The organism is Chromobacterium sp. LK1 (genome assembly GCF_001043555.1).
Classification (GTDB): Bacteria; Pseudomonadota; Gammaproteobacteria; order Burkholderiales; family Chromobacteriaceae; genus Chromobacterium; species Chromobacterium aquaticum.
This window is the reverse complement of the sequence record NZ_LDUI01000018.1, coordinates 84,185-111,114: the sequence shown is the minus strand read 5'-3', so window position 1 is coordinate 111,114 and position 26,930 is coordinate 84,185. Positions and strand designations below refer to the sequence as shown.

Genomic DNA, 26,930 nt, shown 5'->3' with positions numbered 1-26,930 from the left:
AAAGGAAAAAGCCGGATCAGACACCCGGCTCTGCATTCAGTTGTTGCAAAAGATCGGCGATTTTATCAGGGTCTTCGCTTCTAAGCATGCGCGCCGTAATCGGTGCGATCTGGTCCAGGTGGGTGTTGAGCACCTGTTGCTTGACCGCCAGCAGATTGGCCGGATGCATGGAAAACTTGCGCAAACCCATGCCCAGCAGCAGCCGCGTCAGCCTGGCGTCGCCCGCCATCTCGCCGCACACCGATACCGGCACCCCGCCCTTGATGCCCGACTTGATGGTGTGCAGGATCAGCTTCAGCACCGCTGGATGGATGGGATCGTACAAATGGCTGACCGAGTCGTCGTTGCGGTCGATCGCCAGCGTGTACTGGATCAAATCGTTGGTGCCCACCGACAGGAAGTCGATGTGTTTGAGAAAGCTGCCCACCACCAGCGCCGCCGACGGAATTTCTATCATCGCGCCCGCCTCGATGTCCTCGGCGTAGGCGATGTTTTCCTCGCGCAGTTCCTGCTTGGCGTACTCCAGTTGCGCCAGCGCCTGCTTCAGCTCCGGCAAGGAATTGACCATGGGGAACAAGATCTTGATCTTGCCATGCACCGAGGCGCGCAGCAGCGCCCGCAATTGCGCGCGGAACATCAAGGGTTCGGCCAGGCACAGACGGATGCCGGTCAGCCCCAGCGCCGGATTGTCCGCCACCGCGTGGTTCAACCACTTGGGATTCTTGTCCGCGCCCAGGTCCATGGTGCGTATGGTTACCGGCAACCCCTTCATGGTTTCCGCCACGTGCCGATAAGCCTCGTACTGCTCGTCCTCGTCCGGCAGGGTGTCGCGTCCCAGGAACAGGAACTCGCTGCGGAACAGGCCGACCCCGGCCGCCCCGGACTTGCGCACGTCCTCCACATCCTGCGGCAACTCGATATTGGCCAGCAATTCGATCGCGGTGCCGTCCTGGGTCTTGGCGTTGGACTTGCGGATCGACGATAGCTTGCGGCGGGCGTCGCGCCAGGCGCGCAGTCGCCGCCGATACTCGGCCAGCACCAGATCGTCCGGATTGATGATCACCACGCCCTGCAGGCCATCGACGACGATCAACTCGTCTTCGCGGATCAACTCGCGCGAGTGGTGCAGCGCGATTACCGACGGCAGGTCCAGGCTGCGGCCCAGGATAGCGGTATGCGAGGTGGCGCCGCCGACATCGGTGATGAAGGCGGCGAAGTTCGAGTCTTTGAAATAAACCATGTCGGCCGGCGACAGGTCGTGCGCCACCAGGATATGGTCGTCGACCAGGTCTTCCGGCGCCGGCAGCTGCGGCACATCGCCGTCCAGATTCTTGAAGATGCGCTCGACCACTTGCAGCACATCGTTCTTGCGCTCGCGCAGATAGTCTTCCTCGATCGCATCGAACTGCTCGACCAGGGATTCGCATTGCAGCTTCAGCGCCCATTCGGCGTTGCAATGCTGTTTTTCTATGATTTCGCGCGGTTCGCGCGAGATGGTGACGTCGCCCAGCAGCATGATGTGCAGCGACAAGAAGGCGCCCAGTTCCGCCGGCGCGTTCTCCGGAATGCTGCCCCACAGCATTTCCAGCTCTTTGCGGGTATCGCGGATGGCTTCGTCGAAGCGCGCCAACTCCGCCGGGACTTCTTCGTCTTCCAGCAGATAGTGCGCAACATCGTCCATGCTGCGCGAAATCAGATGGGCGCGACCGATGGCGATGCCGCCGCCTATGGCCACCCCGTGCAGGATGATGCTCATCGTCCCGTCCTTAGGCTCCGCTTATTCGGCTTCGTCGAACCGGTTGTTGATCAGCGCCACCAGGGCATCCATCGCCAGTTGCTCATCCTCTCCGTTCACCTCCAGCTCCACCGTCGCGCCCTTCGCCGCGGCCAGCATCATCACGCCCATGATGCTCTTGCCGTTGACGCGGCGATTATTGCGCGCGATGAAGATATCGCTCTTGAAACGGCTGGCCAGCTGGGTGAACTTGCTGGAAGCGCGGGCATGCAGGCCAAGCTTGTTGATGATTTCGACTTCAGTTCGCAGCATTGCCTTCCCCCGGAATGATATAAAGCACACCCTCCAGACCACCGGTAATCGCCTTGCTGACCACGATTTCCAACGGCTGGCTGCTATAGCACAAGGCCCTGACCACCATGGGCAGGCTGGCGCCGGCCACCGCCTCCACCCGCCCCGGCCGGATCAGCCGGCTGGCGATATTGGACGGCGTGCCGCCATACATATCGGTCAGGATCACCACGCCCTCGCCCGTGTCCAATCGGTCCACCAGGAGCTGGGCCTCGGCTTGCTTGCTTTCCGGGTCGTCGGTCTTGTCGACCGCCATCACCGCCAGATTTTCCGGCTCTCGGCCCAGGATATGCCTGGCGCAATCCGCCAGGCTGCGCCCCAGGTCGCCATGCGCGATTATCAATACACCTACCATGCCTGATTCTTCATGTTGGCAGCGCCGCCGATATCGAACCGGCCGCTACAGCAAAAAGGTTGATCAACACGTCAGTCTGCCATTGTATCAGCAGTATTCTCTATTCGTCGGAACCATCCCAGCTTATCCGCCAATCCCACCACCTCGCCGACAATGATCAAGGCGGGCGACGCGATATTATGCCTGGACATCAGTTCCGGCAGATTCCCAAGCGTGCCCGTCACCGTGCGTTGACGCTCGGTGGTCGCCCATTCAACGGCGGCGGCCGGCGTCGTCTCCGGCTTGCCATGCTCAATGAAGGCGCGGCACAGCTCCTGCGCGGTGGACACACCCATGTAGACTACTACGGTCTGGGCCGGCCGGGTCAGCGCAGGCCAGTCAAGGTGAATGCTGCCATCTTGCTTGTGGCCGGTGACGAAAGTCACCGACTGCGCATGGTCGCGATGAGTCAACGGTATGCCGGCGTACGCGGCCGCGCCGCTGGCGGAAGTGACCCCGGGCACCACTTCGAAGGCGATGCCGTGCGCGGCCAGCGTCTCGATCTCCTCGCCGCCGCGCCCGAAGGTGAACGGATCGCCGCCCTTGAGCCGCAACACCCGCTTGCCCTGCTGCGCCAATTCGACCATCAACAGATTGATATCGCCTTGCGGCAAGGCGTGATTGGCCCTGGCCTTGCCCACATAGATGCGCTCGGCGTCGCGCCGCACCAGTTCCAGCAGCTCCGGCGCCACCAGATTGTCGTGCAGGACCACATCGGCCTGCTGCATCAGTCGCAATGCGCGAAAAGTCAGCAGGTCGGGGTTGCCCGGCCCCGCGCCCACCAGATAGACCGCGCCCCGAGGCGCCTGCGCGCCGGCCTCTTCCAGCCGCCGCGCCATCGCCTGCTCGGCAGTGGCCTCGTCGCCATTGATCACCGCCTCCGCCAGCGGGCCCTCCAGCACCGACTCCCAGAACGCGCGCCGGCGCTCGACATCGGGAATGCCGGCCTTGACCCGGTCGCGGAAGCCGGCGGCAAAGCGCGCCAACCGGCCAAAGCCGCTGGGAATCAGGCTCTCCAGCCGGCCTCGGATCAAACGCGCCAGCACCGGCACGCCGCCGCCGGTGGACACCGCGATCACCAGCGGCGAACGGTCGACGATGGCCGGGGTGATATAGCTGGACAGTTCTGGGTCGTCCACCACATTGACCGGAATATTCAAGGCCTGACAGGCGGTGGACACTTGGCGATTGACCTCGCGTTGATCGGTTGCCGCCACCACCAGGCGACGGCCTTGCACCTGGGCCGGCTCGAAACAGGAACACAAATGCTCCAGCTGCCCCCGCCGCGCCATCTCGGCCAGTTCCGGCACCAGTTCCGGCGCGGCCACCGTCAGTTCCGCGCCGGCGGACATCAATAAGCGCGCCTTGCGCAGCGCCACTTCGCCGCCCCCTACCAGTAAACAGGATGCGCCTTGCAATTTAAGGAAGATAGGGAAGTAATCCATTTGGCCAGCTCCGCGATGATGTTTGCAGCATACTGCATTTGTTGCATAAAAACGACGCTGGCGGATGCTATCGATATGACGAAACGCGCGCGGCTTGGCACGAATGCCATCATTGCGGTTTTGCGCGCAGCCACGCTCCGGAGAACTATTTGAACCCAGCCCCCCGCCGCCCATCCCGCCTCTTGCGCGCAGCGGCAGGCCTGCCATGCCTGCTTGCCGCCGACAGCGCCCGGGCCGCGACGCCGGGGTGGATGCAGGAGCTGGCGCTGGCCGTCCCCCTACTGGTCTTGCTCGCCGCGCTGGGCTGTCTGTGGTTCGCACGCAGGCGGCGCGCCGCCTTGTATCGCCATGTGCGGCAAAGCCCGCAAGCCCTGTTGCTGGCGGATGCCGGCGGTCGCTTGCTCGCGATCTCAGCGCATGCGCCGGTGTCGGCGCGCGAGGGCGGCCCGCTGTCCGACTGCGGTTTCAGCGCTCATGATCTGGCGCTGCTGCTCGACCCGACCCACCCCGGCCACCGCGACGGCCTGCTGGCGGCCCATGCCGAGCTGCAGGCCTTCCCGCTGCCCTGCGCCATGCCCGGCCTGCTATTGCTGCGAGTACAAACGCAGCACGCCGGCCACGCGCCAGGCGACGAACTGGCCTCATGGCGGCTGGCGCTGCAAGAAGCGCGGCTGGGCTTACTGGAGTTCGATCTGGATGCCCGCACCGTGCAAGGCTCCCCCCAGGCGCTGCACGCGTTGCTGGGCTTGCCGGCCGACGCGGAAAGACTGGCATTCTCGCATTGGCTGGAATTGCTGCACCCCGAGGACCGCTCCTTGTTCTCCGCCCTGCTCAAACACCCGGAACAGCGCCAGGAAAGCGCCAGCGGCATGGAATTCCGCGTGCGCCATCCACACGGCCACTGGGAATGGCTGGAACAGCGCACCCAGTTCCGCAAGGATGAACAAGGCCGCATCAGTCATATCCATGCGCTATGCCAGATCGTCACCGCGCGCAAATCCGCCGAAGCCGCGATGCTGCGGCGGGAGCAGGAATTCCGCACCCTGGTGGAGAACTCGGAAGACGTCATCGCCCGCTACGACCTGGAGCTGCGCTGCCAGTTCATCAACCGCAGCGTAGGCCGCTATTCGGCGCTGACGCGCGAAGAACATCTGGGCCGCGGCGTCCACGACAAGGACTGGCCGGACAGCGCGCGCGCCGGCTTCGCCGAAGAATGCGCGAAGCTGCTCACCAGCGGGGAAGCGCGCCGCTTTGAGCTGGAACTGAACCTAGCCGCCCGGCGCGTGATCTTTGAAGTCAGGCTGTTTCCCGAGTTCGACCTCAGTGGCGGCCTCAGAAGCATTCTGGCGGTGGAGCGTGAAATCACCCACAGCCGTCAGAGCGAGCGCTTGCTGGCCGAGGAAAACGCGGTGATGGAGATGATCGCCGGCAACGCGCCGCTGCAGGACGCGCTGAACCAGGTCTGCCGGATGATGGAATCGCAGCTGAATCGCGGCGCCTGCTCCATCATGTTGTTGAACGCCGCCGGAGACACGCTGCGGCTGGCCGCCGGCCAGAGCCTGCCGCCGGGCTACCGTCAGTTGCTGGAGCAGGTGCCGGTCGGCCCCGAAGCGGGCTCCTGCGGCACCGCCGTCCACCGCAAAAGCCTGGTCATCGTCGAAGACATCGCGTTCAGCCCGCTATGGGCCGGCTATCGCGAACAGATCGCGCCATTCGGCTTGCAAGCCTGCTGGTCCACGCCCATTTTCTCCAGCGACCGTCGTCTGCTCGGCGCTTTCGCCATCTACCATCCGGAACCGCACCAGCCGGAGCCGGAGGAGCTGCAGCTGGCGCAGCGCAGCACCCACTTGATCGCCATCGCGCTGCAACGCGACGCCCATGAGAAAAAACTGTATCAGCTCGCCACCCTGGATGAACTGACCGGTTTGTGCAATCGCCGCCAGTTCATCGCGCTGGCTGGTCGCGAGATCGAACGCAACCGCCGCTACCAGCTATCGCTGGCGGTACTGATGATGGACCTGGACCACTTCAAGAGCATCAACGACCGTCATGGTCACGCCAAGGGCGATGAAGTGATCGTCCATTTCGCCCAAAACTGCCGAAATGTATTGCGCAGCACGGATATCTGCGGCCGCCTGGGCGGCGAGGAGTTCGCCGCGGTGCTGCCGGACACCAAGATGGAGGACGCGCTGCTGGCGGCGGAGCGCTTGCGCCGCGCGGTCGCCGAAGCGCGCCTGCCCGGCGACGAGACCGGCCCGCTGCAATACACGGTCAGCATCGGCGTCGCCGTGCTGCGCGCCGACGAGAGCGATATAGACGAGGTGCTGATCCGGGCGGACCGCCAGCTATACCAAGCCAAGCATAGCGGCCGCAACTGCATCAGCGGCGAGGAATTGCTGCTATTGCGCTAAAATGCCGGCTTGAACCCTTTTTTCCCAAGATGTCCACCGTGAGCGCCTGGCAAACCGACTACCTCTCCCATCCGCTGTATCTGCCCGTCCGCGACGCCGCCGCGCTGATCGCTCCCACCACCTGGCCGGAGCAAGCGGATTACGACCAGTTGCTGCGGCGCTATCGCCGGCAGCGCCCTGACGCGCTACCGCCCCAGCTGCGCTTCGCTTGCGATCTGGAACCGGAAGCCTATTACGAGATGCACATCGGCCACACCGGCGAGGTTCCAACCCGCCGCGGCAATTGGCACGACTGGTTCAACGCCTTGGCCTGGCTGGCCTGGCCGCTGAGCAAACAGGCGCTGAACCGCCGCCACCTGCGCGCCATCGCCCGCGGCGAAACCAAGCGCGGACCACTGCGCGACGCCGCCACGCTGCTGGACGAATGCGGCATCATCATCGCCGTCGCCGATTCCGCCTTCAGCCGGATGCTGGACGATCTGGAATGGCAGCGCCTATTCCTGGAACACCGCGGCGACTGGGGCCAGCGCATCGACGTCCACGCCATCGGTCACGCGCTGTTCGAAGTCGGCCTGCGGCCGCATATAGGCTGGTGCGGCAAGGCCTTGCCGCTGCAGGTGCCGACGGAATTCTTTGCTTGGGAAGAGGCGCGCCGCCTCGCGTACTTGGACGAGGCACTGGCGCGCCTGCTGGACAACGACGACTTCATGCCGGCGCCGCGCGCGCTGTGGCCGCTGCCGCTGCTGGGCATTCCAGGCTGGTGGCCGGACAATGAAAGCCCGGCCTTTTACGAAAATCGCGATTATTTCCGGCCGACGCGGCGAGCGAAATCCTCCAGCGTCACCGACTGAAGTTCAGCCGTCATCGGCCCCAGCAGATTTTCCACCCCGACGCCGACGTCATCGTCGCGGTAGTTGTCGCTGCGATAAACGAATAGCTCGAACAGCTCCACCATGCAGATCGCCGACAGCCGCTTGCCCAGCACCCAGCCGTCGCGCTGGCTTTTCTGCACAAAGCCGCGCGACATCAGCATGTCCAGCACGCCGCCCAGCTCGTCGTAGCCCACTTTCACCTGGCTGCGCAGTTGCACCGGGCTCAGCAGTTCGCCACGGCTCTGTGCCTCGTCCAGTAGCAGCAACACCTCCACCGCGTCGAGAAAACGCCGCCGCGGCTCGAAGCGGCGCCGCCAGGCATCGCCCTCCCAGTAAGACAGCGAGGCGGTGAATACCGCGCCGCTGAGCACCACCATCCACAGGCAGTACACCCATAGCAGGAAAATCGGAATACTGGCGAAAGCGCCGTAGACCAACTGGTAATTGGCCACCTGGCCGATGTAGAAGCCGAACAAGGCGCGAGTGGCTTCCAGCAGGATGGCGGTCAGCAAGGCGCCGACGCTGGCGTGCTTGATCGGCACGAAGCGATTGGGCACGATGCGGTATAGCAAGGACAGCACCAGCGCGGTCAGCAGGATGGAACCGCCGGCCTCCACCATATTGGCCAGCACCGGCAGCGCATGGTCGAACTTGCTGACCTTGAACAGGCTGCGCCAGGCCAGCAAGCTGCCTCCCAATACCAGCGGCCCCAGGGTCAGCACCGTCCAGTACACCATGCTCTGCTGCAATAGCGGTCGTCCACGGCGCACGCCCCAGATGGCATTGAAAGTGCGGTCTATGGTGGACATCAGCATCAGCGCGGTCACGCCCAGCATCACGATGCCCGCCGCGGTCAGTTTCTCCGCGTTGTCGGCGAACTGACGCATGTAGACGGTGATCACCTTGCCGGCGAATTCCGGCACCAGCGTCGACAACAACATGATCTTGAAACGGGTGCTCAGATCGGAGAACACCGGAAATGCGGAAATCACCGTCAAGGCGATGGTGAATAGAGGCACCAGCGCCAACAGAGTGGTGAAGGTCAGGCTGCCGGACACTTGCGCGACGCGATGGCTGCCCATGCGGCGGGCCAGAAAGCGCGCAAAGCCCAGGTACGGTTCGATTCGACTCATTTGCATCCCGGCAAAATAATGGCAAAGCGCGGATCAGGCAAGCCGCGGAGAGTTGCATTATCATGCACCCGCTTGCGCTGCGGCGCGCGACTTAGCAATTTACCTCAGATGGAAGACCACGACCCCATGCAAGACCTCCTGGTGCTTTACTACAGCCAGCACGGCGCCACCCGAGAACTGGCTCGCCTGATCGCCCGCGGCATAGAAAGCGTGCCCGGCTGCCAGGCACGGCTGCGCACCGTGCCCAAGGTGTCCACGGTCTGCGAAGCGACCGAAGCCGCGATTCCCGACGCCGGCGCGCCCTATGTCGAAACATCGGATCTGACCGAATGCATAGGCCTGGCGCTGGGCAGCCCCACCCGCTTCGGCAATATGGCGGCGGCGCTGAAGTATTTCCTGGACGGCACCAGCCCGGAATGGATGCAAGGCGCGCTGGCCGGCAAGCCCGCTTGCGTGTTCACCAGCAGCGCCTCGCTGCATGGCGGCCAGGAATCGACGCTGTTGACCATGATGGTGCCCTTATTGCACCACGGCATGGTGATGGTGGGCCTGCCCTATTCGGAAACCGCGCTGACTCAGACTCGCTCCGGCGGCACCCCCTATGGCGTTAGCCATGTCGCCGGCGTGCGCAACGAGCAGCCAATCAGCGACGATGAGAAACAGCTGGCGCTGGCCCAGGGCCGCCGGCTGGCGGAGATTGCGCTGAAACTGGCTGCACCGGTTTAAATCTGCGACGCGTCGAAGAAAGCGCTGGGCGACGCGCCCAGCTCGCGCTTGAACATCGTCGCGAAGGCGCTGGGACTGGCATAACCCAGGTCCAGCGCCACCTCCAGCACGCTAGCGCCGCGTGCCAGACGTTCCAGGGCCGCGACCAGCCGCGCCTGCCGCCGCCACTGTCCGAAGCTTAGCCCGGTCTCGCGCTGGAAACGGCGCTGCAGCGTGCGCGGATCCATCGCCGCCAGCGCCGCCCACTCGGCAACGCCACGCGCGTCGCCGGGTTGGTCGAGCAACTGCCGGCATAGTTGGTCCAACACCGGCGACGCCGGCTGCGGCAAGGACAAGGCCAGGCTGGGCAGGCTGCGGATTTCATCCAGAATCAAGCCCATCACCCGCTCCGCTCGGCTATCCGGCGGATAAGGCACCGTAATGCCGGTCGCCGCCAGGATCAGCTCGCGCAACAAGGGCGACACCGCCAGCACGCAGCACTCCGCCGGCAGGCCGCTCAAGGCGTCGCCGCGCACATACACCGTGCGCATCCGCACCCGGCTCAACATGTTTACCTGGTGCCAGGTGGCGATGGGCAGCCAGATGCCGCGCGTCGGCGGCACGATCCAGCGCCCCTGATCGGTGGTGACCATCATCACGCCCTCCACCGCGTACAGCAGTTGGGCGGTTGGATGGGCATGGCGCGGCGAAACGCCGCCGGCCGCGTAATCGCGCGCCTTGCCCACCACAGGCGCCGCGCCGCCGTCGTAGTCATGCAAATGATCAAAATCAGCCATAACGCCTCTTTTACAAAGATGCCTGCCCTATTTTCGCAGGACGGGCGTTGCTTTGCTCGCTAGTATGACTTCACCCACTAGCTGAATGATTCTCAAGCCCATGACTACCGCCGCCGCCTCCGCGCCAGATCAAGACAGCACCCGTTTCCGGGTGCTGGGCGCCATCAGTTTCTCCCATTTTCTCAACGACATGCTGCAATCGCTGCTGCTGGCGATCTATCCTTTGCTCAAGGGCAATTACCAGCTCAGCTTCGCCGAGATCGGCCTGATGACCTTGACCTATCAGTGCACCGCCTCGCTGCTGCAGCCGCTGGTCGGGCTCTATACCGACAAGAAGCCGATGCCGTATTCGCTGGTGCTGGGCATGGGCGCCACCCTATGCGGCCTGCTGCTGCTGTCCAGCGCCGGCAGCTTCCCGCTATTGCTGCTGGCCGCGGCGCTGGTCGGCACCGGCTCCTCGGTGTTCCATCCGGAATCGTCGCGGGTGGCGCGCATGGCCTCCGGCGGCCGTCCCGGTCTGGCGCAGTCCATCTTCCAGGTCGGCGGCAACGCCGGCAGCGCCAGCGGGCCGCTGCTGGCGGCCTTGATCGTCATCCCCCTGGGCCAGGGCAGCATCGCCTGGTTCGGTCTCGCCGCCTTGCTGGCGATGGCGGTCTTGTTCAAAATCGGCCAGTGGTACAGCCATCAACAGCGCAAGGCCAAAGCCGCCGCCGCCGTTACGCCGCCGCCGCTGTCTCCGGCGCGCGTGAAGCTGACGCTGTTCGCCTTGCTGGTGCTGCTGTTCTCCAAATACTTCTACACCGCCAGCATCACCAGCTACTTCACCTTCTATCTGATCAAGCATTTCGGCCTGGGCGTGCAAGCGGCGCAGCTGCATTTGTTCCTGTTCCTGCTCGCGGTCGCGCTCGGCACCATCTTCGGCGGCCCGATAGGCGACGCCATCGGCCGCAAACGGGTGATCTGGTTCTCCATCCTCGGCATCGCACCGCTGACCCTGCTGCTGCCCTACGTCAATCTGTTCTGGACCAGCGTGCTGTCGCTGGGCATAGGCTTTGTTCTGGCCTCCGCCTTTCCCGCCATCATCATCTACGCTCAGGAACTGATGCCGGGCCGGGTGGGCATGGTGTCCGGCATGTTCTACGGCTTCGCCTTCGGCATCGGCGGCATCGGCGCCGCGGTGCTGGGCCAGCTGGCCGACAGCCATGGCATCGAATTCGTCTATCAGCTCTGCGCCTTCCTGCCGCTGCTGGGCCTGGTGGCCGCCCTGTTGCCGGATCTGCGCGGCGACAAGGTTTGACACTGGCGCCGCCCTGCCCGGATACTTCCGCCATTCAATTTTTCCAACGCGCCTGCGGCGCCGTCTGAGCGCTCGGCGGCTTGCCGGGCGCCTTGCCCATTCGGACAGAAAATCATGTGTGGAATCGCCGGCTTCTTCTCTCAACGCCCCACCGCCGCGGCCACCGCCCAGGCCATGTTGACGGAACTGGGCCGGCGCGGGCCCGACGCCGCCCATCAGTTATTATTGAACACCGACTGGCAGCCGGCGGCTGACGGCGACATCCACAACGCGCTGCTGCACGCGCGGCTGTCCATCATCGATCCGCGGCCCATTGCCGACCAGCCCATGGCCAGCGACGACGGCCAAGTCTGGATCTGCTACAACGGCGAGGTCTACGACTGGGAGACCGACAAGGCCGAACTGGAAGCCGGTGGCGCGCGCTTCAGCACCCACTCCGACACCGAATTCATCCTGCGCGGCTACCAGGCCTGGGGCATTGAAACCCTGCTGCAGCGGCTACGCGGCATGTTCGCCTTCGCCATCCTGGACTTGAAGCAACGCAAGGTGCACCTGGCGCGCGACCGCATGGGTGAGAAACCGCTGGTCTACTCGCTGCTGGACGGCGACTTCGCCTTCGGCTCGCTGGTGCGCTCGGTGCTGCCCTTCCTGCCGCCACAACAGCGCGATTTCTCCGCCGACGCCATCGACGCCTATCTGGCGCACCGCTATATTCCGTCGCCCGCCACCTTGTTCAGCCATATCCAGCGCCTGGAAAACGGGCACCGGCTGGAGTTCGACCTGGACACCCGCTCGCTGCGCAAACAGCGCTACTGGCAGCCGGTCAAGGACAATGGCGACTGGCTGCAGGAACTGGACCGCGCGGTGGCGATGCGCACCGTCGCCGACCGTCCGCTGGGCGTGCTCTTGTCCGGCGGCATAGACTCCACCGTGATCGCCAGCCGGCTGGCCACCCAGCAACTGACACAATTCAGTAGCTTCACCGCCGCCTTCCCCGGCTCCAAGCTGGACGAGGCCGCCGACGCCGCCGACTCCGCGCAAAGAATGGGCCTCGCCAACCTGGCGGTGCAGATGCCGGACAATCTGGCGGCGGATTTTGAACGCATCGTCGCCGACCTCGACCAGCCCTTCGCCGATCCATCCAGCTTCCCCACCTGGTATCTGTCGCGCGAAGTCAGCCGTCACGTCAAGGTGGTGCTGGTGGGCGACGGCGGCGATGAGCTGCTGGCCGGCTACAAGCGGATCAACAAGCATTTGCGCACCCGCTGGCGCAGCCTGCTCAAGCTGCCGCTGACGATCAAGCCGTCGCTGGATGGCAAGGGCGCCGGCAAGCTCGCCACCGAGCTGGCGATGAGCTGGCAGGACGCTTACTCACTGCGCTTTTCCGGCTTCACCCCCGGCCAGCGCCTGTTCCTGCAAGGCAACCGGCCGCTGACGCGGCTGTGCCACTGGCGCGCGCCGGACGATATCGGTCCGCCGCCGGCCAATGCGCCGGCCGGCCTGCATCATTTGCTGGCGATAGACTTCGCCAACTATCTGCCGGACTACATCCTGCAGAAGTCGGACCTGTGCACCATGGCCCACGGCCTGGAGGGCCGCGCCCCGCTGGTGGATCACCGCTTCTACCAAACCTTGCTGGCGCTGGACGGCAAGCAGCGCTTCACCCAGCCGGCCAAGCTGATCTTCCGCCGCGCCATCCACCCGGCGCTGCCGGCGGACTTCTTCCAGCGCAAAAAGCGCGGCTTCAACCCGCCGCTGTCCGGCTGGCTGAAAACCAGCCTGGCCCCGCGCATGGACGGCCTGGGCCAGCGCCTGGCACAGCTCAGCAAAGGCCAAATCGACGCCGCAGCGGTGGACGCCTTCGCCGCCGCCTACAGGGATGGCGCCGAGCACCTGGCCGAGCAGATGCTGCAACTGCTGATCCTGGACGAAAGCCTGACCCAGCTCAGCCGGCTGGCCGCGCGGGACTGAGGACCGCTCGGCATCCGCACTGGCGGCGGAAGCTGAATGCTCAATGGGCTGAAGACGCTTTTCAAGGTGGCCTCGCCAACGCGCGCTCACTCGCGGACAGCCCCGCGCCCGCCTCGGCGCATGCCATACCTATGGCCAGCGCCGCCCGGCGTCGCATCTGCTACATTCGACAACACATTTTCGTTTGAAAACGATAATGATTAGCATTAGTATTTTTAGGCAGGCCAAGCACATAACAATAAAGCGCTCACCCGCCAGGCTGGCGTCTTTCGCCAGCAAGCGGCCCGCTCGGGCCAAGCAGTGCCCTACTCAATTGAAACCAAAAGGAAACAATATGCGTCGCTTTGTCCAACTGGCTCTCGCCACCGCCGCACTAGCCGCGTCCACCGCCGCCATGGCCAAGGAATACCCGATCGGCAAGCCGGCCCTGAAGAATGGCATGGAGATCGGCGCGGTCTACCTGCAGCCGACCAAGATGGAACCGGAAGGCATGATGCGCAAGGCCGAGCAATCCGACATCCATCTGGAAGCGGACATCCACGCCACCAAGAACAATCCGAACGGCTTCGAAGAAGGCGCATGGATGCCCTATCTGGTGGTCAAGTACGAGTTGAGCAAAGTAGGCGGCAAGGAAGTGCTCAAGGGCGATCTGATGCCGATGGTGGCCAACGACGGCCCGCACTACGGCGACAACATCAAGCTGCAGGGTCCGGGCAAGTACAAGCTGAAATACACCATCATGCCGCCGTCCGCCAACCAGCACGCCCACTTCGGCCGCCACATCGACAAGGAAACCGGCGTGGGCCCATGGTTCAAGCCGTTTGAGCTGAACTACGAATTCACTTATGCCGGCATCGGCAAAAAAGGCGGCTATTAATCCCGTTGTTCTTGTAAAAACAGGATTAATGCGAATGAGAATGTAAACGCAAGCCATTCTCATGCGTTAAAATAAGACAGCGCATGCCTTCGCCTGCGCTGTTTTCAATCCGGAGACCCATTCCGATGAAGTTCGCGCCCTTGACCCTGGCCGCCGTCACGGCCTGCCTGTTGTCCATGTCGGCCATCGCCGACGAGATGCCGGTATTCAAACTGGTGATGAAGGACGGCGTGTTCACTCCCGCCCGCCTGGTGGTGCCCGCCGGCAAGAAATTCAAGGTTGAAGTGATCAATGCAGGCAAGACCCCGGCCGAATTTGAAAGCACGCCGCTGCGCAAGGAAAAGGTCCTCGGCCCCGGCGCGGAGTCCTTCCTGGTGTTCCAGCCGCTGTCCCCCGGCGAATACAAGTTTTTTGACGAATTTCACATGAAGACCGGCCAAGGCGTCATCGTCGCCAAATAAACGCGGCTCATCCGCTGTTTAGCCGTATTCAGGAGTAGACCTCATGGGACAAGTCCTATTCATCGTCTGGCGCGAAAGCGTCGAAGCCTTGCTGGTCGTCGGCATTCTCAATGCCTGGATGAACCAGAACCCGGCCGGCGCCGCCGGCAAACGCTATTTGTGGGCCGGCGTGGCGCTGGGCCTGCTCGCCGCCGTTGGCCTGGCCGTGGCTCTGTTCGCCGCCAGCAGCCTGATGGCCGGCGCGCAGGATATCTTCCAGACGGTCATGGTGTTCACCGCAGCGGCGTTGATCGTGCACATGGTGCTGTGGATGCGTGAGCATGGCCGCACACTGAAGAAAGAACTGGAGGCCGGCCTCCGCGAGAACGCCAGCAGCGCCAACTGGTGGGGCGTCACCTTGCTGGCCGCCATCGCCATCGCCCGCGAAGGCAGCGAGACCGTGGTCTTCCTCTACGGCATGCTGGCCGAGGCAGACGGTTCCACGCTGGCCAGCATGAGCTTCGCCGCCGTGATCGGCCTGGGCCTGGCCTTCCTGACCTTCTATTTATTGCAACTGGGCGGCAAATACCTGTCCTGGCGCTTGTTCTTCCGCATCACCGAAATCATGCTGCTGCTGCTCGGCGCCTCGCTCTTCCTCAGCGGCGTGGAAAAGCTGATCTCGATGGACATCCTGCCGGCGCTGGTCGATCCGCTGTGGGATAGCTCCGCGCTGCTGGACGACATGAGCCCCGCCGGCGGCGTCATCGCCTCGCTCACCGGCTACCGCGCCCATCCCGCCCTGATGAGCCTGATCGCCTACGCGCTGTTCTGGGCGACGATCTGGGCGCTGTTCCAATGGCGCAACCGCAAGCAAGCGCTGGCCGTATGAAATCCGCCCGCCCGCCCCTTCCCCATTCCGCCGACGCTTGCGCCGGCGTTTCCTGTAGTCAGCCGACGGCCCCAGGATTCATGGCCGCCGTCGGCCTGTGGCTGCGCGATCACGCCGGCCTGCTGCGCGCGCTGCAATGGGGGGTGGTGCTGGTCTACGCCGCGCTGCTGATCGTGCCGGCCTGCCTGGACCTTCCCGGAGATACCGCCCGGATCTGGAACAATCTGACCATCTTCGCCCAATTCGTGTTCTGGGGCATTTGGTGGCCCTTCGTGCTCTTGTCCATGGTGTTGTTCGGCCGGCTGTGGTGCGGCGTGTTGTGCCCGGAAGGCGCGCTGTCGGAATGGGCGGCCAAGAAAGGCCTGGGCCGGCCCATCCCGCGCTGGATGCGCTGGGGCGGCTGGCCCTTCGTCGCCTTCGCGCTGACCACCATCTACGGACAACTGGTCAGCGTCTACCAATACCCCAAGGCGGCGCTGCTGGTGCTGGGCGGCTCCACCGTGGCCGCGGTGATCATCGGCTTCATCTACACCCGCGGCAAACGCGCCTGGTGTCGCCACCTGTGCCCGGTCAACGGCGTGTTCGGCCTGCTGTCCAAGCTGGCGCCGATGTATTACCGCGTGGACGAGGCCGCCTGGAAGGCGGCGTCTCAGGACAAAACCATCCCGATTCAAGCGGTGGACTGCGCGCCGCTGCAACCGCTGCGCCATATGCAAGGCGGCAGCGGCTGCCATATGTGCGGCCGTTGCAGCGGCCATCGCGGCGCCATCGAACTGAGCCTGCGCTCACCCACCGAAGAAGTGGTCAAGGTCGCCGCCAAGGAAGCCGACGGCTGGCAGACCGCGCTGATCGTTTACGGCCTCTTGGGCGTAGCGATGGGCGCCTTCCACTGGACCATGAGCCCCTGGTTCGTCGCCATGAAACAGGCGGCGGCGGAATGGCTGGTGGACCGCGACATCCTGTGGCCGCTGGACACCGAGGCGCCGTGGTGGCTGCTGACCCATTACCCGCAGCATAACGACGTGTTCTCCTGGCTGGACGGCGCGGCGCTGATCAGCTACGTGCTGGCCACCGCGCTGGCGCTGGGCAGCGGCCTGCTGCTGTGCCTGGCCGCCGGCGTGCGCATTGCCGGTCCCTGGCGGCTGCAGCGCCTGCACCACCTGGCCCAGAGCCTGATTCCGCTGGCTGGCTGCGGCGTGTTCCTGGGCCTGTCGGCGCTGACGGTGACCTTGCTGAAGGCGGAAGGGGTGCCGATGTTCTGGGCCAACGACGCGCGGCTGCTCTTGCTGGCCGGCGCCAATCTGTGGTCGTTGTGGCTGGGGCGTGCCATTCTCGCACGCTGGAGCAGCGGCTGGCGCCAGGCGCTGGCCTTGCTTCCCTTGCTGGCGGCGCTGGCTCTGGTGGATGCAGCCTGGGGCTTCATGTTCTGGTGGTGGTAGCCGCCCGGCTGGCGGCGGGGTGGGCGCTGTGCGATAACAAAGCATGCCCCCACCCTGATCCTGGAGTCGCGCCATGTGGCGTCCGCTGCTGCTTATCCTCTATTGCCTGGCCGCGTCCGCGCGCGCGGAAGCGCCGGCGATAGACTTCGCCACCGGCGAGTGGCCGCCCTATGTGTCGCGCAGTTTCACCGCCGACGGCGTATTCGCCGACATGGTGCGGCAAGCCTGCCGGCGCGCCGGCTATAACGCGCGCTTTCACTATATGAGTTGGCCGCGCGCGGAGGCCGAGGTCAAGGCCGGCCGCGCCGCCGCCGCTTTTCCCTACCGACCGACGCAGGAGCGCCAGCGCGACTTCGACTTTTCCCCGCCGCTGATCCACAGCAGCAGCTACTTCTTCTACTACAAGCCCCGACTCGTCAACCCTCCCGGCGACTTCCGCAGCCTGACCGATTTGCGTTCCTACCGCATCGGCGTGCAGCTGGGCTATTGGTACCAGCCGCTATTCAAGCAATACCGCTTGAACACCCTGAACACCAACGACGAGGAAAACGCGATCAGGCTGCTGCGCGCCGGCCATCTGGACCTGGCGCCGCTGACGCTGGAGCGCGGCCTGTTCCTGATTCGCACCCAAGCCACTGGCCACGAAGGCGAATTCGCCTACATTCCCACGCCGCTGGACAAGGCCACGCCGCTGGGACTGATGTATTCGCGCAGCTATCCGGACATCGCCAAACTACGGCGCGCAATCGATCGGACCTTGCAAGCGATGCAGGCCGACGGCAGCCTGCAAGCCATTTACCAGCGCAACTTCCCCGAACTCAAGCAGCGGCGCTGACCAGGACGGGCCGCAACACCCGCTGCGCCTCTTTCGGGTCCATTCCTATCAGAAAGCCGCGCTTGCCGCCGTTGATATAGATGCGCTCCAGCTCGACGATGCTGGCTTCCATATACACCGGCATCTGATGGCGGGTGCCGAAAGGGCTGGTGCCACCCACCTGGTAGCCGCTGTGCTTGTCGGCGGTCTTGGGATCGCAGGGATGGACCTTCTTGACGCCGATCTGCTTGGCCAGCATGCCGGTGCCCACTTCGCGGTCGCCGTGCATCAGCACGATCAAGGGACGCTTGTTCTCGTCCTCCATGATCAGGGTCTTGATCACGCAGTGCTCATCCACGCCCAACTCCCGCGCCGACACCGTGGTGCCGCCCTTTTCCTCGTACTTGTACAGATGCTCGCTATAGCTGACCTGATGCTCGCGCAATACCCGGATCGCCTGAGTGACCGGGGCTTTCTCCTTGGACATGATCTTCACGGTGAAAAACAAAACGCCACTGTAGAAGGTTGAGCGCCGGCTGGCAAACCCCAAGCCGCCGCCTTGCCGCCCCGGAGTCGACAGGTTTGTCCCAGCTCAAGCGCCGCCCGTCCGGCGCAGCCGCCACCACAGCCGCAGCCCCAGCAGCACAGCCAACACCGCCGCGTAGATCAAGGGCTGGCTCAAGTCCTTTTTCACCAGCCACCAGTAATGGATGACCGCCAGCAGCGCCACCGGGTAGACCAGCCGGTGCAAGCGTCCCCAGTTGCGCTTGAGCCGGCGCATCCAGCCCTGGGTAGAGGTCAGCGCCAGCGGCGCCATCAGCAAGAGCGCGGCGAAGCCGACGGTGATGAATGGCCGCTTGTAGATGTCCCTGACGATGCCGGCCCAATCAAAAAACTGGTCCAGCCACAAATAGGTGAGGAAATGCAGGCTCAAGTAGAAAAAGGCGAACAAGCCCAGCATGCGCCGGCACTTGAGCGGCCAGTTGCCGGTGCCCAAGCGCCGCAAGGGCGTCATCGCCAGCGTCGCCAGCAGCCAGACCAGGGTCCAGGTGCCGGTGGAGCGGGTAATGAATTCCACCGGATTCACCGCCTCTCCAGACAGCACGATCCAGGCGGCGCGCGCCAGCGGCAACAGACAGACCACAAACAGCAGGCATTTGAACCAGGTCAGCGCGCGATCAGCCGGACGAGCGGAAACGGATTTAAGGCGCAATGTCGTCATCTCCGCCCCATCAATAGTTCTTGCGCAGATCCAGGCCGCGGTACAAGCCCGCCACCTGCTCGGCATAGCCGTTGAACATCAACGTCTTGCGCTTGAAGAATTCGCCGATGCGGCGCTCGCTGGCCTGGCTCCAGCGCGGATGATCCACTTCCGGGTTCACATTGGAATAGAAGCCGTACTCGCGCGCATTGGCCCTATTCCAACTGGTGGCCGGCATGGTTTCCTGCAAATGAATGCGCACGATGGACTTGATGCTCTTGAAGCCGTATTTCCACGGCACCACCAGGCGGATGGGCGCGCCATTCTGATTGGGCAGCACATCGTTGTACAAGCCGACGGCCAGAATGGTCAGCGGGTGCATCGCTTCGTCGATGCGCAGGCCCTCGCGATAGGGCCAGTCCAGCACCCGACCGCGCTGGCCGGGCATTTCCGCCGGCCGCTGTAGGGTTTCGAAGGCCACGTACTTGGCGCGCGAGGTTGGATTCATCTGCTTGAGCAGGCTGGCCAGCGGAAAGCCCACCCACGGAATCACCATGCTCCAGCCCTCGACACAGCGCAGCCGGTAGATGCGCTCCTCCAGCGGCATTTTCAGCAATTGCTCAATGCCGAAGCTGCGCGGCTTGGCCACCTCCCCGTCCACCAGCACATTCCAGGGACGGGTTTTCAGCCCGCCGGCATTCGCCGCCGGGTCGGCCTTGTCGGTGCCGAACTCGTAGAAATTATTGTAGCCGGCAATCTCTTTCAGACTATTGGCCTTGTCATTTCCGGCCAGCGTCGACAAGGGGCTTTTCTTGGCGGCCAGCGCCGCCAGCGTCTCCGTGGACAGCAGCAGGCCGGCGCTGCCCAGCATGAAGTGGCGGCGATTCAGGTACACGCCTTCCGGCGTGATGTCCGACGAGGGAATGTCGGCGGGTTTCTTGATCAGCATGGCGGTGTCTCCAGTCTCTACTCCCATGAGTCGGGAGCGGCTCCTGAATCTGACAATCGACCACGCGGATAATTTACGCAAGCCGTTCCGTGTCCGGCCGCCAAGATTGTCCCAGCGCGCTCCCCTGGCCGCCGTCCCGCGCCAGCAGCCGGCCTATCGCCTGCAAGGCGGTCCAGCGCGGAGCGCACCAATCCGGCGCGATCAGCGTGGGCGCCTGCGCCGTGGCCGACACCCGGTGATACACCACTTGCGTTGGAGTGTGGCGAATCAGGCTGGCGGCCACCTCGGCATAGTCGTCCAGGCTCCACGGCATCACTTCTCCGCGCCGGTATTGCGCCGCCATCCGCGAGCCGCGCACCACCATCAGCGGGTGCAGCTTCAACCCCTCGACGCCGATGTCCAGCACCGTGGCCAAGGAGGCGTGGACGGCGGCGGCATCCTCGCCGGGCAGGCCGGCGATCAGATGGGTGCAGACCTTAAGCCCGTGGCCATGCGCGCGTCGCACCGCGTCGCGGTATTCGGCCAGGCCGTGACCGCGCCGGATCAAGGCCTGAGTCTGGTCATGCGCGGTTTGCAAGCCCAGTTCCAGCCATACTTCGCTGCCTTGGTCCTGGTATTCCGCCAGCAAGGCCAAGGTGGCGTCCGGCACGCAGTCCGGCCGGGTGCCGACGCACAGCCCCGCCACGTCGGCGCCGGCCAGCGCCTCGTCGTACAAGCGGCGCAGCAGTTCGGTTTCGGCATAAGTGCTGGTATAAGCCTGGAAATAGGCGAGGTAGCGCCGCGCGCGATCGGTCTTCTCCTTCTCCCGCGCCAGTTGCTCGCTGATAGACAAAGCCGCCGGATCGCGGCCGAAGCTGCGCACATTGCAAAACGTGCAGCCACCGCGCCCCAGCGTGCCGTCGCGGTTGGGACAGGTGAAATCGCCAGCCAGCGATAATTTGTGCACGGCCTCGCCGAAGCGGCGTTTCAGATAATAACCAAAGGTATGCAGATGCCGGGTCAGGTCCATCGCCAAACAACGCCCAAAGCCGGGCAGTCTAGCAAACGGAGCCGCCGGCGGCGCTGAGCGGGATCAAGGATGGGCGTGGCGGGCGCGGCTCACAAACGATGCCAGCCCAATAGATACAACGCCGAAAACAAGCCGGCGCTGAGCAGCAAGGCCAATGCCAAGGTGCTGAACAACTCGTGCAGGCTCTGCCGCTGACGACGGTTGAGCAGCCAGCGCGCCAGCATCAGCAAGACGCCGCACAACACGAAAAACTTGAAAAGACGACCGAACATGGCGGGCCAACGGAGGAAAGTCGCCCGATTATCCAGCGCGCCGCCCTGGCTGGCAAGACGGCTGTCGCAGGCGGCGCAAGGCATGCTAAAGTCCTGACTGTAGCCTACAGGAGGCTCCGCGACAGAGAATGGCCGGCATGGACCGGCCGCCGGCGGAGCGGACATGCCCGACGCGCGGCCCAGCCGGCGCGCCCGACGCATGTCGAAAACAGCAATAGAGGCACTCAACCCCCATGTCCGATCCTCACGACTCCGTCGGCATCGTCACGGCCCAGACCGCAGTCTTCGATGCCCCCTTGCCGCTGAACTGTGGCGCCACGCTGCATGACTACCAGCTGCGCTTCGAAACCTATGGCGAACTCAACGCCGCCAAAAGCAACGCCATCCTGATCTGTCACGCGCTGTCCGGCCATCACCACGTGGCCGGCCGCCACCAGGCGGACGATAAGGCCGCCGGCTGGTGGGACAATATGGTCGGCCCCGGCAAGCCCATAGACACCCGCCGCTTCTTCGTGGTCGGCGTCAATAATCTGGGCGGCTGTCACGGCAGCACCGGCCCGTCCAGCATCAATCCGGCCACCGGCCAGCCCTGGGGCTCCGCCTTTCCCGTCGTCACCGTGTCCGACTGGGTCGCCAGCCAAGCGCGGCTGGCGGACCGGCTGGGCGTGGAACGCTGGGCTGCGGTGATAGGCGGCAGCCTGGGCGGCATGCAGGCCTTGCAGTGGAGCATAGACTACCCGGAACGCATCGCTCACGCGCTGGTGATCGCCTCCGCGCCCAAGCTGTCGGCGCAGAACATCGCCTTCAACGACGTGGCGCGCCAGGCCATCATCACCGATCCCGAATTCCATGGCGGCGACTTCTACGCCCACGAGGTGCTGCCGCGGCGCGGCCTGCGGCTGGCGCGCATGCTCGGCCACATCACCTATCTGTCCGACGACGGCATGGGCGAGAAATTCGGCCGCATGCTGCGCTCCGGCGACTATCGCTTCGGCTATGACGTGGAATTCGAGATCGAATCCTATCTGCGCTACCAGGGCGACAAATTCTCCGACGCCTTCGACGCCAACACCTATTTGCTGATGACCAAGGCGCTGGATTACTTCGATCCGGCCAAGAGTTTTGGCGGCGACCTGGTTGCCGCGCTGAAAAAGGCCAGCGCCCAATTCCTGGTGGCCAGCTTCACCAGCGACTGGCGCTTTTCGCCGGAGCGCTCACGCGAAACCGTCAAGGCGCTGGTGGCCGCCAACCGGCCGGTTGCTTATGCCGAAATAGAATCCGCCCATGGCCATGACGCCTTCCTGATGACCGACGAGCCCTATGTCCAACTGATGCGCGCCTACCTCGACCGCGTGGCGCGGGAGGTGCGAGCATGAACACCCCGCAAACCACGGCGCCGCTGCGCGCCGACCTGCAATTGATCGCCGACTGGATCGCCCCCGACAGCCGGGTGCTGGACCTGGGCTGCGGCGATGGCGCGCTGCTATCCTGGCTGCAGGGCAACAAGAACACCACCGGCTACGGCGTCGATCTGGATGTGGGCAATGTGGTCAAATGCGTGACCTCCGGCGTCAATGTGCTGCAGGGCGACCTGGAAACCGGCCTGGCCGAATTCGACAGCGGCGCCTTCGACCACGTGGTGCTGTCGCAAACCATACAGGCGATGCGCGAAACCGAGCAGATCCTGAATGAAATGCTGCGCGTCGGCCGCGAAGCCATCGTCACCTTTCCCAACTTCGGCTACTGGGAAAACCGCTGGCAGATCCTGCAAGGCCATATGCCGGTGTCCGACACCATTCCCTACCAGTGGTACGATACGCCCAATATCCACTGGTGCATGCTCGGCGACTTCGAGGCGCTGTGCGCCAAGAATCGGCTGCGCGTGCTGGAACGCGTGGTGATGAACGGGGTCAAACGGGTGACTTTCATGCCCAATCTGCGCGGCAGCCTGGCCTTCTACCGGGTGGCGCGCCAATAACAACAAGCGGCGGGGGCGGCCCCGCCGCGCGATCCGTAGAAACATAGCCTGCCCATGAGCAATACAACCATCGATTGGCGGCGCGACGTCTTTTCGCGCACCATGCTGATTTGCGTCTTCACCGGTTTCGCCTCCGGTCTTCCGCTGTACACCCTGATCAATCTGCTGCCGGCCTGGCTGCGCAGCGAAGGCGTGGACCTCAAGGCCATAGGCCTGTTCGCGCTGATCGGCCTGCCCTACACCTGGAAATTCCTGTGGTCGCCGCTGATGGATCGCTATGTGCCGCCGCTGCTCGGCCGCCGCCGCGGTTGGATGCTCTTGACCCAGTTGGCGCTGATCGCGACCATGGCCGGCTTCGGCCTGTTCAACCCGGCTCAGCACATCTGGAGCATCGCCGCGCTGGCGGTGGGCGTGGCCTTCTTCTCCGCCAGCCAGGACATCGTGCTCGACGCCTACCGCCGCGAGATCCTCAGCGACAGCGAACTGGGCCTGGGCAATACCGTGCACATCAACGCCTACCGCTTGGCCGGCCTGGTGCCGGGCTCGCTGTCGCTGATCCTGGCCGATCACATCCCCTGGGACCAGGTCTTCCTGATCACCGCGCTGTTCATGATTCCCGGCCTGTTGATGACGCTGCGAGTCAGCGAGCCCAAGCTCGCCGGCCAGGCGCCCAAGACCCTGCGCGAAGCCGTGGTCGAACCCTTCCATGAATTCATCACCCGCCAGGGCTGGCAGGGCGCGGCCTGGATTCTGGGCTTCATCTTTCTGTACAAGCTGGGCGACAGCATGGCCACCTCGCTGGCCACTCCGTTCTATCTGGACATGGGCTACGCCAAATCCCAGATCGGCCTGGTGGCCAAGCACGCGGCGCTGTGGCCGGCGGTGACAGGCGGCCTGCTCGGCGGCCTGTGGATGATCAAGCTGGGCATCAACCGCGCGTTGTGGGCCTTCGGCGTGGTGCAGGTACTGTCCATCCTCGGCTTCGCCTGGCTGGCCAGCTATGGCCGCTTCTCCGCCATCGGCGCGCATGAGCTGAGCATGCTGGCCGTGGTCATCGGCTTCGAGGCGCTGGGCGTGGGTCTTGGCACCGCCGCCTTCGTCGCCTTCATCGCCAAAAGCACTCACCCGGCCTATACCGCCACCCAGTTCGCGCTGTTCACCAGCCTGGCGGCGGTGCCGCGCACCCTGGCCAATGCCGCCACCGGCTATATCGTCGACAGCATAGGCTGGACCCGTTTTTTCCTGCTGTGCACCGCGCTGGCGCTGCCCGGCATGGTGTTGTTGCTGAAAGTCGCCCCATGGAGGGAAAAGGAGGGAGCATGAAGGCATGGAAACCGGCGCTGCTGGGCGCCGCGCTGCTGGGAACGGCCATGGCAGCCGTTGCGGAGCCCGTCGGCGAAGTCATGCACACCATCAAATACCGCTGCAACGGCAGCAAGATGGTGGTGGTCGAATACCCGAAGCCGGAGCAGGACAGCTCCGCCGCCATACGCCTGAACTGGAACAACCATCACTACCGGCTGACGCCGGCCAAGGTCGCGCAGGGCGAGCGTTACGTCAGCCAGCAGCTGATCTGGTCTCTGCGGGATGAGCAGGCGCGGCTGACCACCCGCGGCGGTCGGGTGTTGGCTCAAGACTGCCGCGAGATGCAGCTGCCAGCGTCGGGTTCTTAGCCAGTTCAAAGTCTCGCGAGCAAGGGCGAGACAAGGCGAAAACGGCTTCAGAATGCTCATGTACCGTATGTACATTCCGCTTCTTCAGCCGTTTTCAACGCGCCTGTCTAACTAGCCCGCCGAAGCGCAGCAGACTTTGAACAGATTCTAAGAGCCTGTTCAAAGTCTCGCGAGCAAGAGCGAGACAAGGCGAAAACGAGCGAAAAAGCGGAATGTACACGTGGTACATGAGCATTTTGAGCTCGGTTTCAACGCCGTATCGCCGCAGCGCAGCAGACTTTGAACAGGTTCTAAGAGGCAAGCCGGACGCGGTCATAACCCAAGTTCAATCTCCCCAGGCGCGGCATGGCGCTGGGACGGCCCCCTCGTCCGGCCCGCATTGCAACAGATTGCCATCCTGATCCACACTCAACAACAGGCGCCCAGCCAGACGATGCCCGGTCTTGGGTCGGGCCAGCAAACGGAAACTCGCTTGCCCTGCGCTATCCGTGCCCGGGCTTGCGCTGCCGAGCTGGATGTCAAAATCACGAGTACCCTGCCGCGGCAAGCCCGGCCATTCCGCTTTCCGCAGACGGCTCTCCAGCCGCCAGCGTTGGACGAAGTGCAGGTTTTCCAGCAAGGCGGCCCGCGCTTCCGCCAATTGCGCGCGCAACATCTGCTGCTGATACGCCGGCCAGGCCATGCCAGCCAAGATTGCCGCCAGCGCCAGCGTCATCAGCAACTCCAAGAGCGTCATCCCCCGCGCAGTCCTCATTCCTCCTCCTCCGCCTGCCGCCAGTTCAAACGCCCGCCCTGCTGTGCCCGCGCGCCGGCGCCAGCCCAGAACCAGCTTTGCAGCGTCAACGCTCTACCCTCGTTGTCCCCCCAGACTCGCAAGCTGATCCGGTACAGACGACCGTTGGCGCCGTCGGCGGGGCGGAACGCCGGATTCAACAACTCGACCAGATAACGCGGCGCGCTCCACGGCTGACCGGCGCGCGGTCGCGGCGGGACACAGACGCCAGCCACGCGCCCGTTTTCCGCGGCCAAAGAGCGGCTGGCCCCGCAGGGGTGCAGCAGCGGCCAGCGTCTTCCCTGCACCACCGCGCTGCGCCGCCACAACGCGGGGGCCGTTGCGCACAAGCCGTCCCCAAGACCGCCGCCGGCGGACAGACAATCCGGCATGAACCAGCCCGGCACACGGCCATCTCCCTGCCAGGGCTTGCCGCGACCATTCGCCAATTCACCGTCGAAATACGCGTTCAACGCCAATACCCGTCGCTCCGCCGCCTGCAAGGCTTGCATCGCCGCCAGCCACAAAGCCCGCTGTTCGGCCAGGTTGCGCGTGGCGCGCTGCTCCACCGCCAGCGAGCGCGATGCGCCCACTGCCAGCACCGTCAGCAGGCTGAGCAGCGGCAGAATAAGCCACAATACCGCGCCGCATGGCCTGGCCTTCATTCTCCCGGCTCCAGAGCGCACGGCAGGGCCGGCGTCAACGCCACCATCGTGCTCCATGCCCAACGCTCCTGGCCCAAGCGCATTTCCAGCGTCAGTTCCACCCGCAACAGGCGTCGCCAATCCTCCGTGCTCAATTGGCCGGCCTGCTCCCGCCATTTCAGTGTCAGCGGCCGGCAAGCGCTGCGCACGCCGAAGCGCTGCCGCAGCGCGGTCACCCCTGCCGCCAACAGCTGCGGCGCCTCCGTCGCCTGACCGGGCAGGCCTTGCTCCAACCACAGCATGCTGTCGTTGCCGTTCTGGCGAAGGAAATAACGCTGCCATTTTATGGCCATGGCCTCCAGCGACGCGGGGTCGGCATCAGGCCAAGACTCCTCCGCGCTCCCCGGCAAGATCAGCAGTTGGTCTCCGGATTCCCGCCGCCACTGCCAAGCGCCGTCCCCGCGCCGCACAATGAGCAGGCTGGCGCAACTGGCCAGCGCCGCCTCCGCCAAATCCGCGCTGCCCGACCAACGGATGACGACCCCGCCTTCCCTCCGTGTCACTACCGCGGGCCTGACCCCGTAGCGAAAGCGCATGCCTTCCGACGTCTCAAATCCGGCTCCGGGCGACGAGCCCAGTTGCGCACAGGCGAAGCGGCCATGCTTGCGCCAGCTATCGGCCAATTGCAGCAACGCGAACTGCCCATCCTGGTGCAGGCGCAGCCGGCGCTCTATCGCGTACAGGCTGTTCTGCATCGTCAACGCGCCCTGCAAGGCCAAGGCCAGCACCAGCAGCCCAAGACTCAGCGCCACCATCATCTCCACCAGGGAGAAGCCCCGAGGACGCACAGCGGGCACCATGG

At 64.5% G+C, this 26,930-nt stretch carries 28 protein-coding genes; 14 read left to right on the top strand and 14 right to left on the bottom strand.

Going from position 1 to position 26,930, the window contains the following annotated elements; all coding sequences use genetic code 11:
* Nucleotides 1–16: 16 nt before the first annotated feature.
* The 4 genes from ptsP to cysG all read right to left on the bottom strand — a co-directional run bounded on the left by ptsP (nt 17) and on the right by cysG (nt 3,925).
* On the bottom strand, nt 17–1,756 hold the full coding sequence (gene ptsP, locus VI26_RS09105) for a phosphoenolpyruvate--protein phosphotransferase (RefSeq protein WP_048409416.1): 1,740 nt from the start codon (nt 1,754–1,756) through the stop codon (nt 17–19).
* A 21-nt stretch (nt 1,757–1,777) separates the two neighbouring features.
* A complete protein-coding gene (locus VI26_RS09100; protein WP_048409415.1) occupies nt 1,778–2,047 on the bottom strand; it encodes an HPr family phosphocarrier protein in 270 nt (89 codons plus the stop codon).
* The gene (locus VI26_RS09095; RefSeq protein ID WP_048409414.1) at nt 2,034–2,441 is read right to left on the bottom strand and encodes a PTS sugar transporter subunit IIA; all 408 of its coding nucleotides are present in this window, start codon (nt 2,439–2,441) and stop codon (nt 2,034–2,036) included. Before VI26_RS09095 ends, VI26_RS09100 begins: the two co-directional genes overlap by 14 nt.
* Before the next feature lie 71 nt (nt 2,442–2,512).
* Nucleotides 2,513–3,925 (bottom strand): siroheme synthase CysG, encoded by a 1,413-nt coding sequence (gene cysG, locus VI26_RS09090; protein ID WP_048409413.1) that lies wholly within the window; start codon nt 3,923–3,925, stop codon nt 2,513–2,515.
* Between the two features lie 149 nt (nt 3,926–4,074).
* On the opposite strand from cysG, the gene VI26_RS09085 reads away from it, so the two are divergent.
* A complete protein-coding gene (locus tag VI26_RS09085) occupies nt 4,075–6,336 on the top strand; it encodes a diguanylate cyclase (RefSeq protein ID WP_156183817.1) in 2,262 nt (753 codons plus the stop codon).
* A 38-nt stretch (nt 6,337–6,374) separates the two neighbouring features.
* Complete coding sequence (locus VI26_RS09080; protein WP_048409664.1) at nt 6,375–7,187, top strand: DUF3025 domain-containing protein; 813 nt, start codon at nt 6,375–6,377, stop codon at nt 7,185–7,187.
* Here VI26_RS09080 and VI26_RS09075 read toward each other — a convergent pair.
* Nucleotides 7,139–8,341, bottom strand: a complete 1,203-nt coding sequence (locus tag VI26_RS09075; protein ID WP_082150972.1) for a YihY family inner membrane protein — start codon at nt 8,339–8,341, stop codon at nt 7,139–7,141. The genes VI26_RS09080 and VI26_RS09075 overlap by 49 nt on opposite strands.
* Before the next feature lie 126 nt (nt 8,342–8,467).
* Here VI26_RS09075 and wrbA point away from each other — a divergent pair, with 126 nt between their 5' ends.
* Nucleotides 8,468–9,067, top strand: a complete 600-nt coding sequence (gene wrbA / locus VI26_RS09070) for an NAD(P)H:quinone oxidoreductase (protein ID WP_048409663.1) — start codon at nt 8,468–8,470, stop codon at nt 9,065–9,067.
* Here the strand turns inward: wrbA and VI26_RS09065 are convergent.
* Nucleotides 9,064–9,843, bottom strand: a complete 780-nt coding sequence (locus VI26_RS09065; RefSeq protein ID WP_048409411.1) for a helix-turn-helix domain-containing protein — start codon at nt 9,841–9,843, stop codon at nt 9,064–9,066. The two genes, wrbA and VI26_RS09065, sit on opposite strands and share 4 nt — an antisense overlap.
* Nucleotides 9,844–9,943: 100 nt before the next feature.
* Between VI26_RS09065 and VI26_RS09060 the strand changes: the two genes are divergently transcribed.
* From VI26_RS09060 to VI26_RS09030, 7 genes are all read left to right on the top strand, one after another.
* Nucleotides 9,944–11,140 carry an MFS transporter gene (locus VI26_RS09060; protein ID WP_082150999.1) on the top strand — a complete coding sequence of 399 codons (1,197 nt, stop codon included), beginning with the start codon at nt 9,944–9,946 and terminating at the stop codon, nt 11,138–11,140.
* A 114-nt stretch (nt 11,141–11,254) separates the two neighbouring features.
* Nucleotides 11,255–13,111: an asparagine synthase (glutamine-hydrolyzing) gene (asnB, locus tag VI26_RS09055; RefSeq protein WP_048409409.1), complete on the top strand. Its 1,857-nt coding sequence runs from the start codon at nt 11,255–11,257 to the stop codon at nt 13,109–13,111.
* Between the two features lie 334 nt (nt 13,112–13,445).
* On the top strand, nt 13,446–13,988 hold the full coding sequence (locus VI26_RS09050; RefSeq protein ID WP_048409408.1) for an iron transporter: 543 nt from the start codon (nt 13,446–13,448) through the stop codon (nt 13,986–13,988).
* Nucleotides 13,989–14,113: 125 nt separating this feature from the next.
* Nucleotides 14,114–14,449: a cupredoxin domain-containing protein gene (locus VI26_RS09045; RefSeq protein WP_048409407.1), complete on the top strand. Its 336-nt coding sequence runs from the start codon at nt 14,114–14,116 to the stop codon at nt 14,447–14,449.
* A gap of 43 nt (nt 14,450–14,492) precedes the next feature.
* On the top strand, nt 14,493–15,317 hold the full coding sequence (locus VI26_RS09040; RefSeq protein ID WP_048409406.1) for an FTR1 family protein: 825 nt from the start codon (nt 14,493–14,495) through the stop codon (nt 15,315–15,317).
* Between the two features lie 80 nt (nt 15,318–15,397).
* Nucleotides 15,398–16,756, top strand: coding sequence for a 4Fe-4S binding protein (locus VI26_RS09035; RefSeq protein ID WP_048409405.1), 1,359 nt, complete (start codon nt 15,398–15,400; stop codon nt 16,754–16,756).
* 73 nt (nt 16,757–16,829) lie between these two features.
* Nucleotides 16,830–17,591: an ABC transporter substrate-binding protein gene (locus tag VI26_RS09030; protein WP_048409404.1), complete on the top strand. Its 762-nt coding sequence runs from the start codon at nt 16,830–16,832 to the stop codon at nt 17,589–17,591.
* On the opposite strand, the gene ybaK is transcribed toward VI26_RS09030, so the two are convergent.
* The 5 genes from ybaK to VI26_RS09005 form a co-directional block, all read right to left on the bottom strand.
* A complete protein-coding gene (ybaK, locus tag VI26_RS09025; RefSeq protein WP_048409662.1) occupies nt 17,575–18,057 on the bottom strand; it encodes a Cys-tRNA(Pro) deacylase in 483 nt (160 codons plus the stop codon). The genes VI26_RS09030 and ybaK overlap by 17 nt on opposite strands.
* A 105-nt stretch (nt 18,058–18,162) precedes the next feature.
* The gene (locus VI26_RS09020; protein WP_048409403.1) at nt 18,163–18,792 is read right to left on the bottom strand and encodes a sulfite oxidase heme-binding subunit YedZ; all 630 of its coding nucleotides are present in this window, start codon (nt 18,790–18,792) and stop codon (nt 18,163–18,165) included.
* A gap of 10 nt (nt 18,793–18,802) precedes the next feature.
* A complete protein-coding gene (gene msrP, locus VI26_RS09015) occupies nt 18,803–19,720 on the bottom strand; it encodes a protein-methionine-sulfoxide reductase catalytic subunit MsrP (RefSeq protein ID WP_048409402.1) in 918 nt (305 codons plus the stop codon).
* A 73-nt stretch (nt 19,721–19,793) separates the two neighbouring features.
* Nucleotides 19,794–20,729 (bottom strand): TIGR01212 family radical SAM protein, encoded by a 936-nt coding sequence (locus VI26_RS09010; protein ID WP_048409401.1) that lies wholly within the window; start codon nt 20,727–20,729, stop codon nt 19,794–19,796.
* A gap of 89 nt (nt 20,730–20,818) precedes the next feature.
* Nucleotides 20,819–21,085, bottom strand: a complete 267-nt coding sequence (locus VI26_RS09005) for a hypothetical protein (RefSeq protein ID WP_231580987.1) — start codon at nt 21,083–21,085, stop codon at nt 20,819–20,821.
* Nucleotides 21,086–21,234: 149 nt separating this feature from the next.
* On the opposite strand from VI26_RS09005, the gene VI26_RS09000 reads away from it, so the two are divergent.
* The 4 genes from VI26_RS09000 to VI26_RS08985 are packed head-to-tail and all read left to right on the top strand — an operon-like array spanning nt 21,235 to nt 24,652.
* Entirely contained in the window at nt 21,235–22,377 is a 1,143-nt protein-coding gene (locus tag VI26_RS09000; RefSeq protein ID WP_048409400.1) for a homoserine O-acetyltransferase, read from the top strand.
* Nucleotides 22,374–22,979, top strand: coding sequence for a methionine biosynthesis protein MetW (gene metW, locus VI26_RS08995; protein WP_048409399.1), 606 nt, complete (start codon nt 22,374–22,376; stop codon nt 22,977–22,979). The genes VI26_RS09000 and metW overlap by 4 nt, the downstream gene beginning before the upstream one ends.
* Nucleotides 22,980–23,033: 54 nt before the next feature.
* Nucleotides 23,034–24,302, top strand: a complete 1,269-nt coding sequence (locus VI26_RS08990) for an AmpG family muropeptide MFS transporter (RefSeq protein WP_048409398.1) — start codon at nt 23,034–23,036, stop codon at nt 24,300–24,302.
* Nucleotides 24,299–24,652 (top strand): MliC family protein, encoded by a 354-nt coding sequence (locus VI26_RS08985; protein ID WP_048409397.1) that lies wholly within the window; start codon nt 24,299–24,301, stop codon nt 24,650–24,652. Before VI26_RS08990 ends, VI26_RS08985 begins: the two co-directional genes overlap by 4 nt.
* 325 nt (nt 24,653–24,977) lie before the next feature.
* On the opposite strand, the gene VI26_RS08980 is transcribed toward VI26_RS08985, so the two are convergent.
* From VI26_RS08980 to VI26_RS08970, 3 genes are read right to left on the bottom strand one after another with little or no spacing between them, the layout of a single operon-like run.
* The gene (locus VI26_RS08980; protein ID WP_231580986.1) at nt 24,978–25,388 is read right to left on the bottom strand and encodes a type IV pilin protein; all 411 of its coding nucleotides are present in this window, start codon (nt 25,386–25,388) and stop codon (nt 24,978–24,980) included.
* 14 nt (nt 25,389–25,402) lie between these two features.
* Nucleotides 25,403–26,089 (bottom strand): hypothetical protein, encoded by a 687-nt coding sequence (locus VI26_RS08975; RefSeq protein ID WP_048409395.1) that lies wholly within the window; start codon nt 26,087–26,089, stop codon nt 25,403–25,405.
* Complete coding sequence (locus tag VI26_RS08970) at nt 26,086–26,928, bottom strand: prepilin-type N-terminal cleavage/methylation domain-containing protein (protein ID WP_048409394.1); 843 nt, start codon at nt 26,926–26,928, stop codon at nt 26,086–26,088. The genes VI26_RS08975 and VI26_RS08970 overlap by 4 nt, the downstream gene beginning before the upstream one ends.
* Nucleotides 26,929–26,930 lie beyond the last annotated feature (2 nt).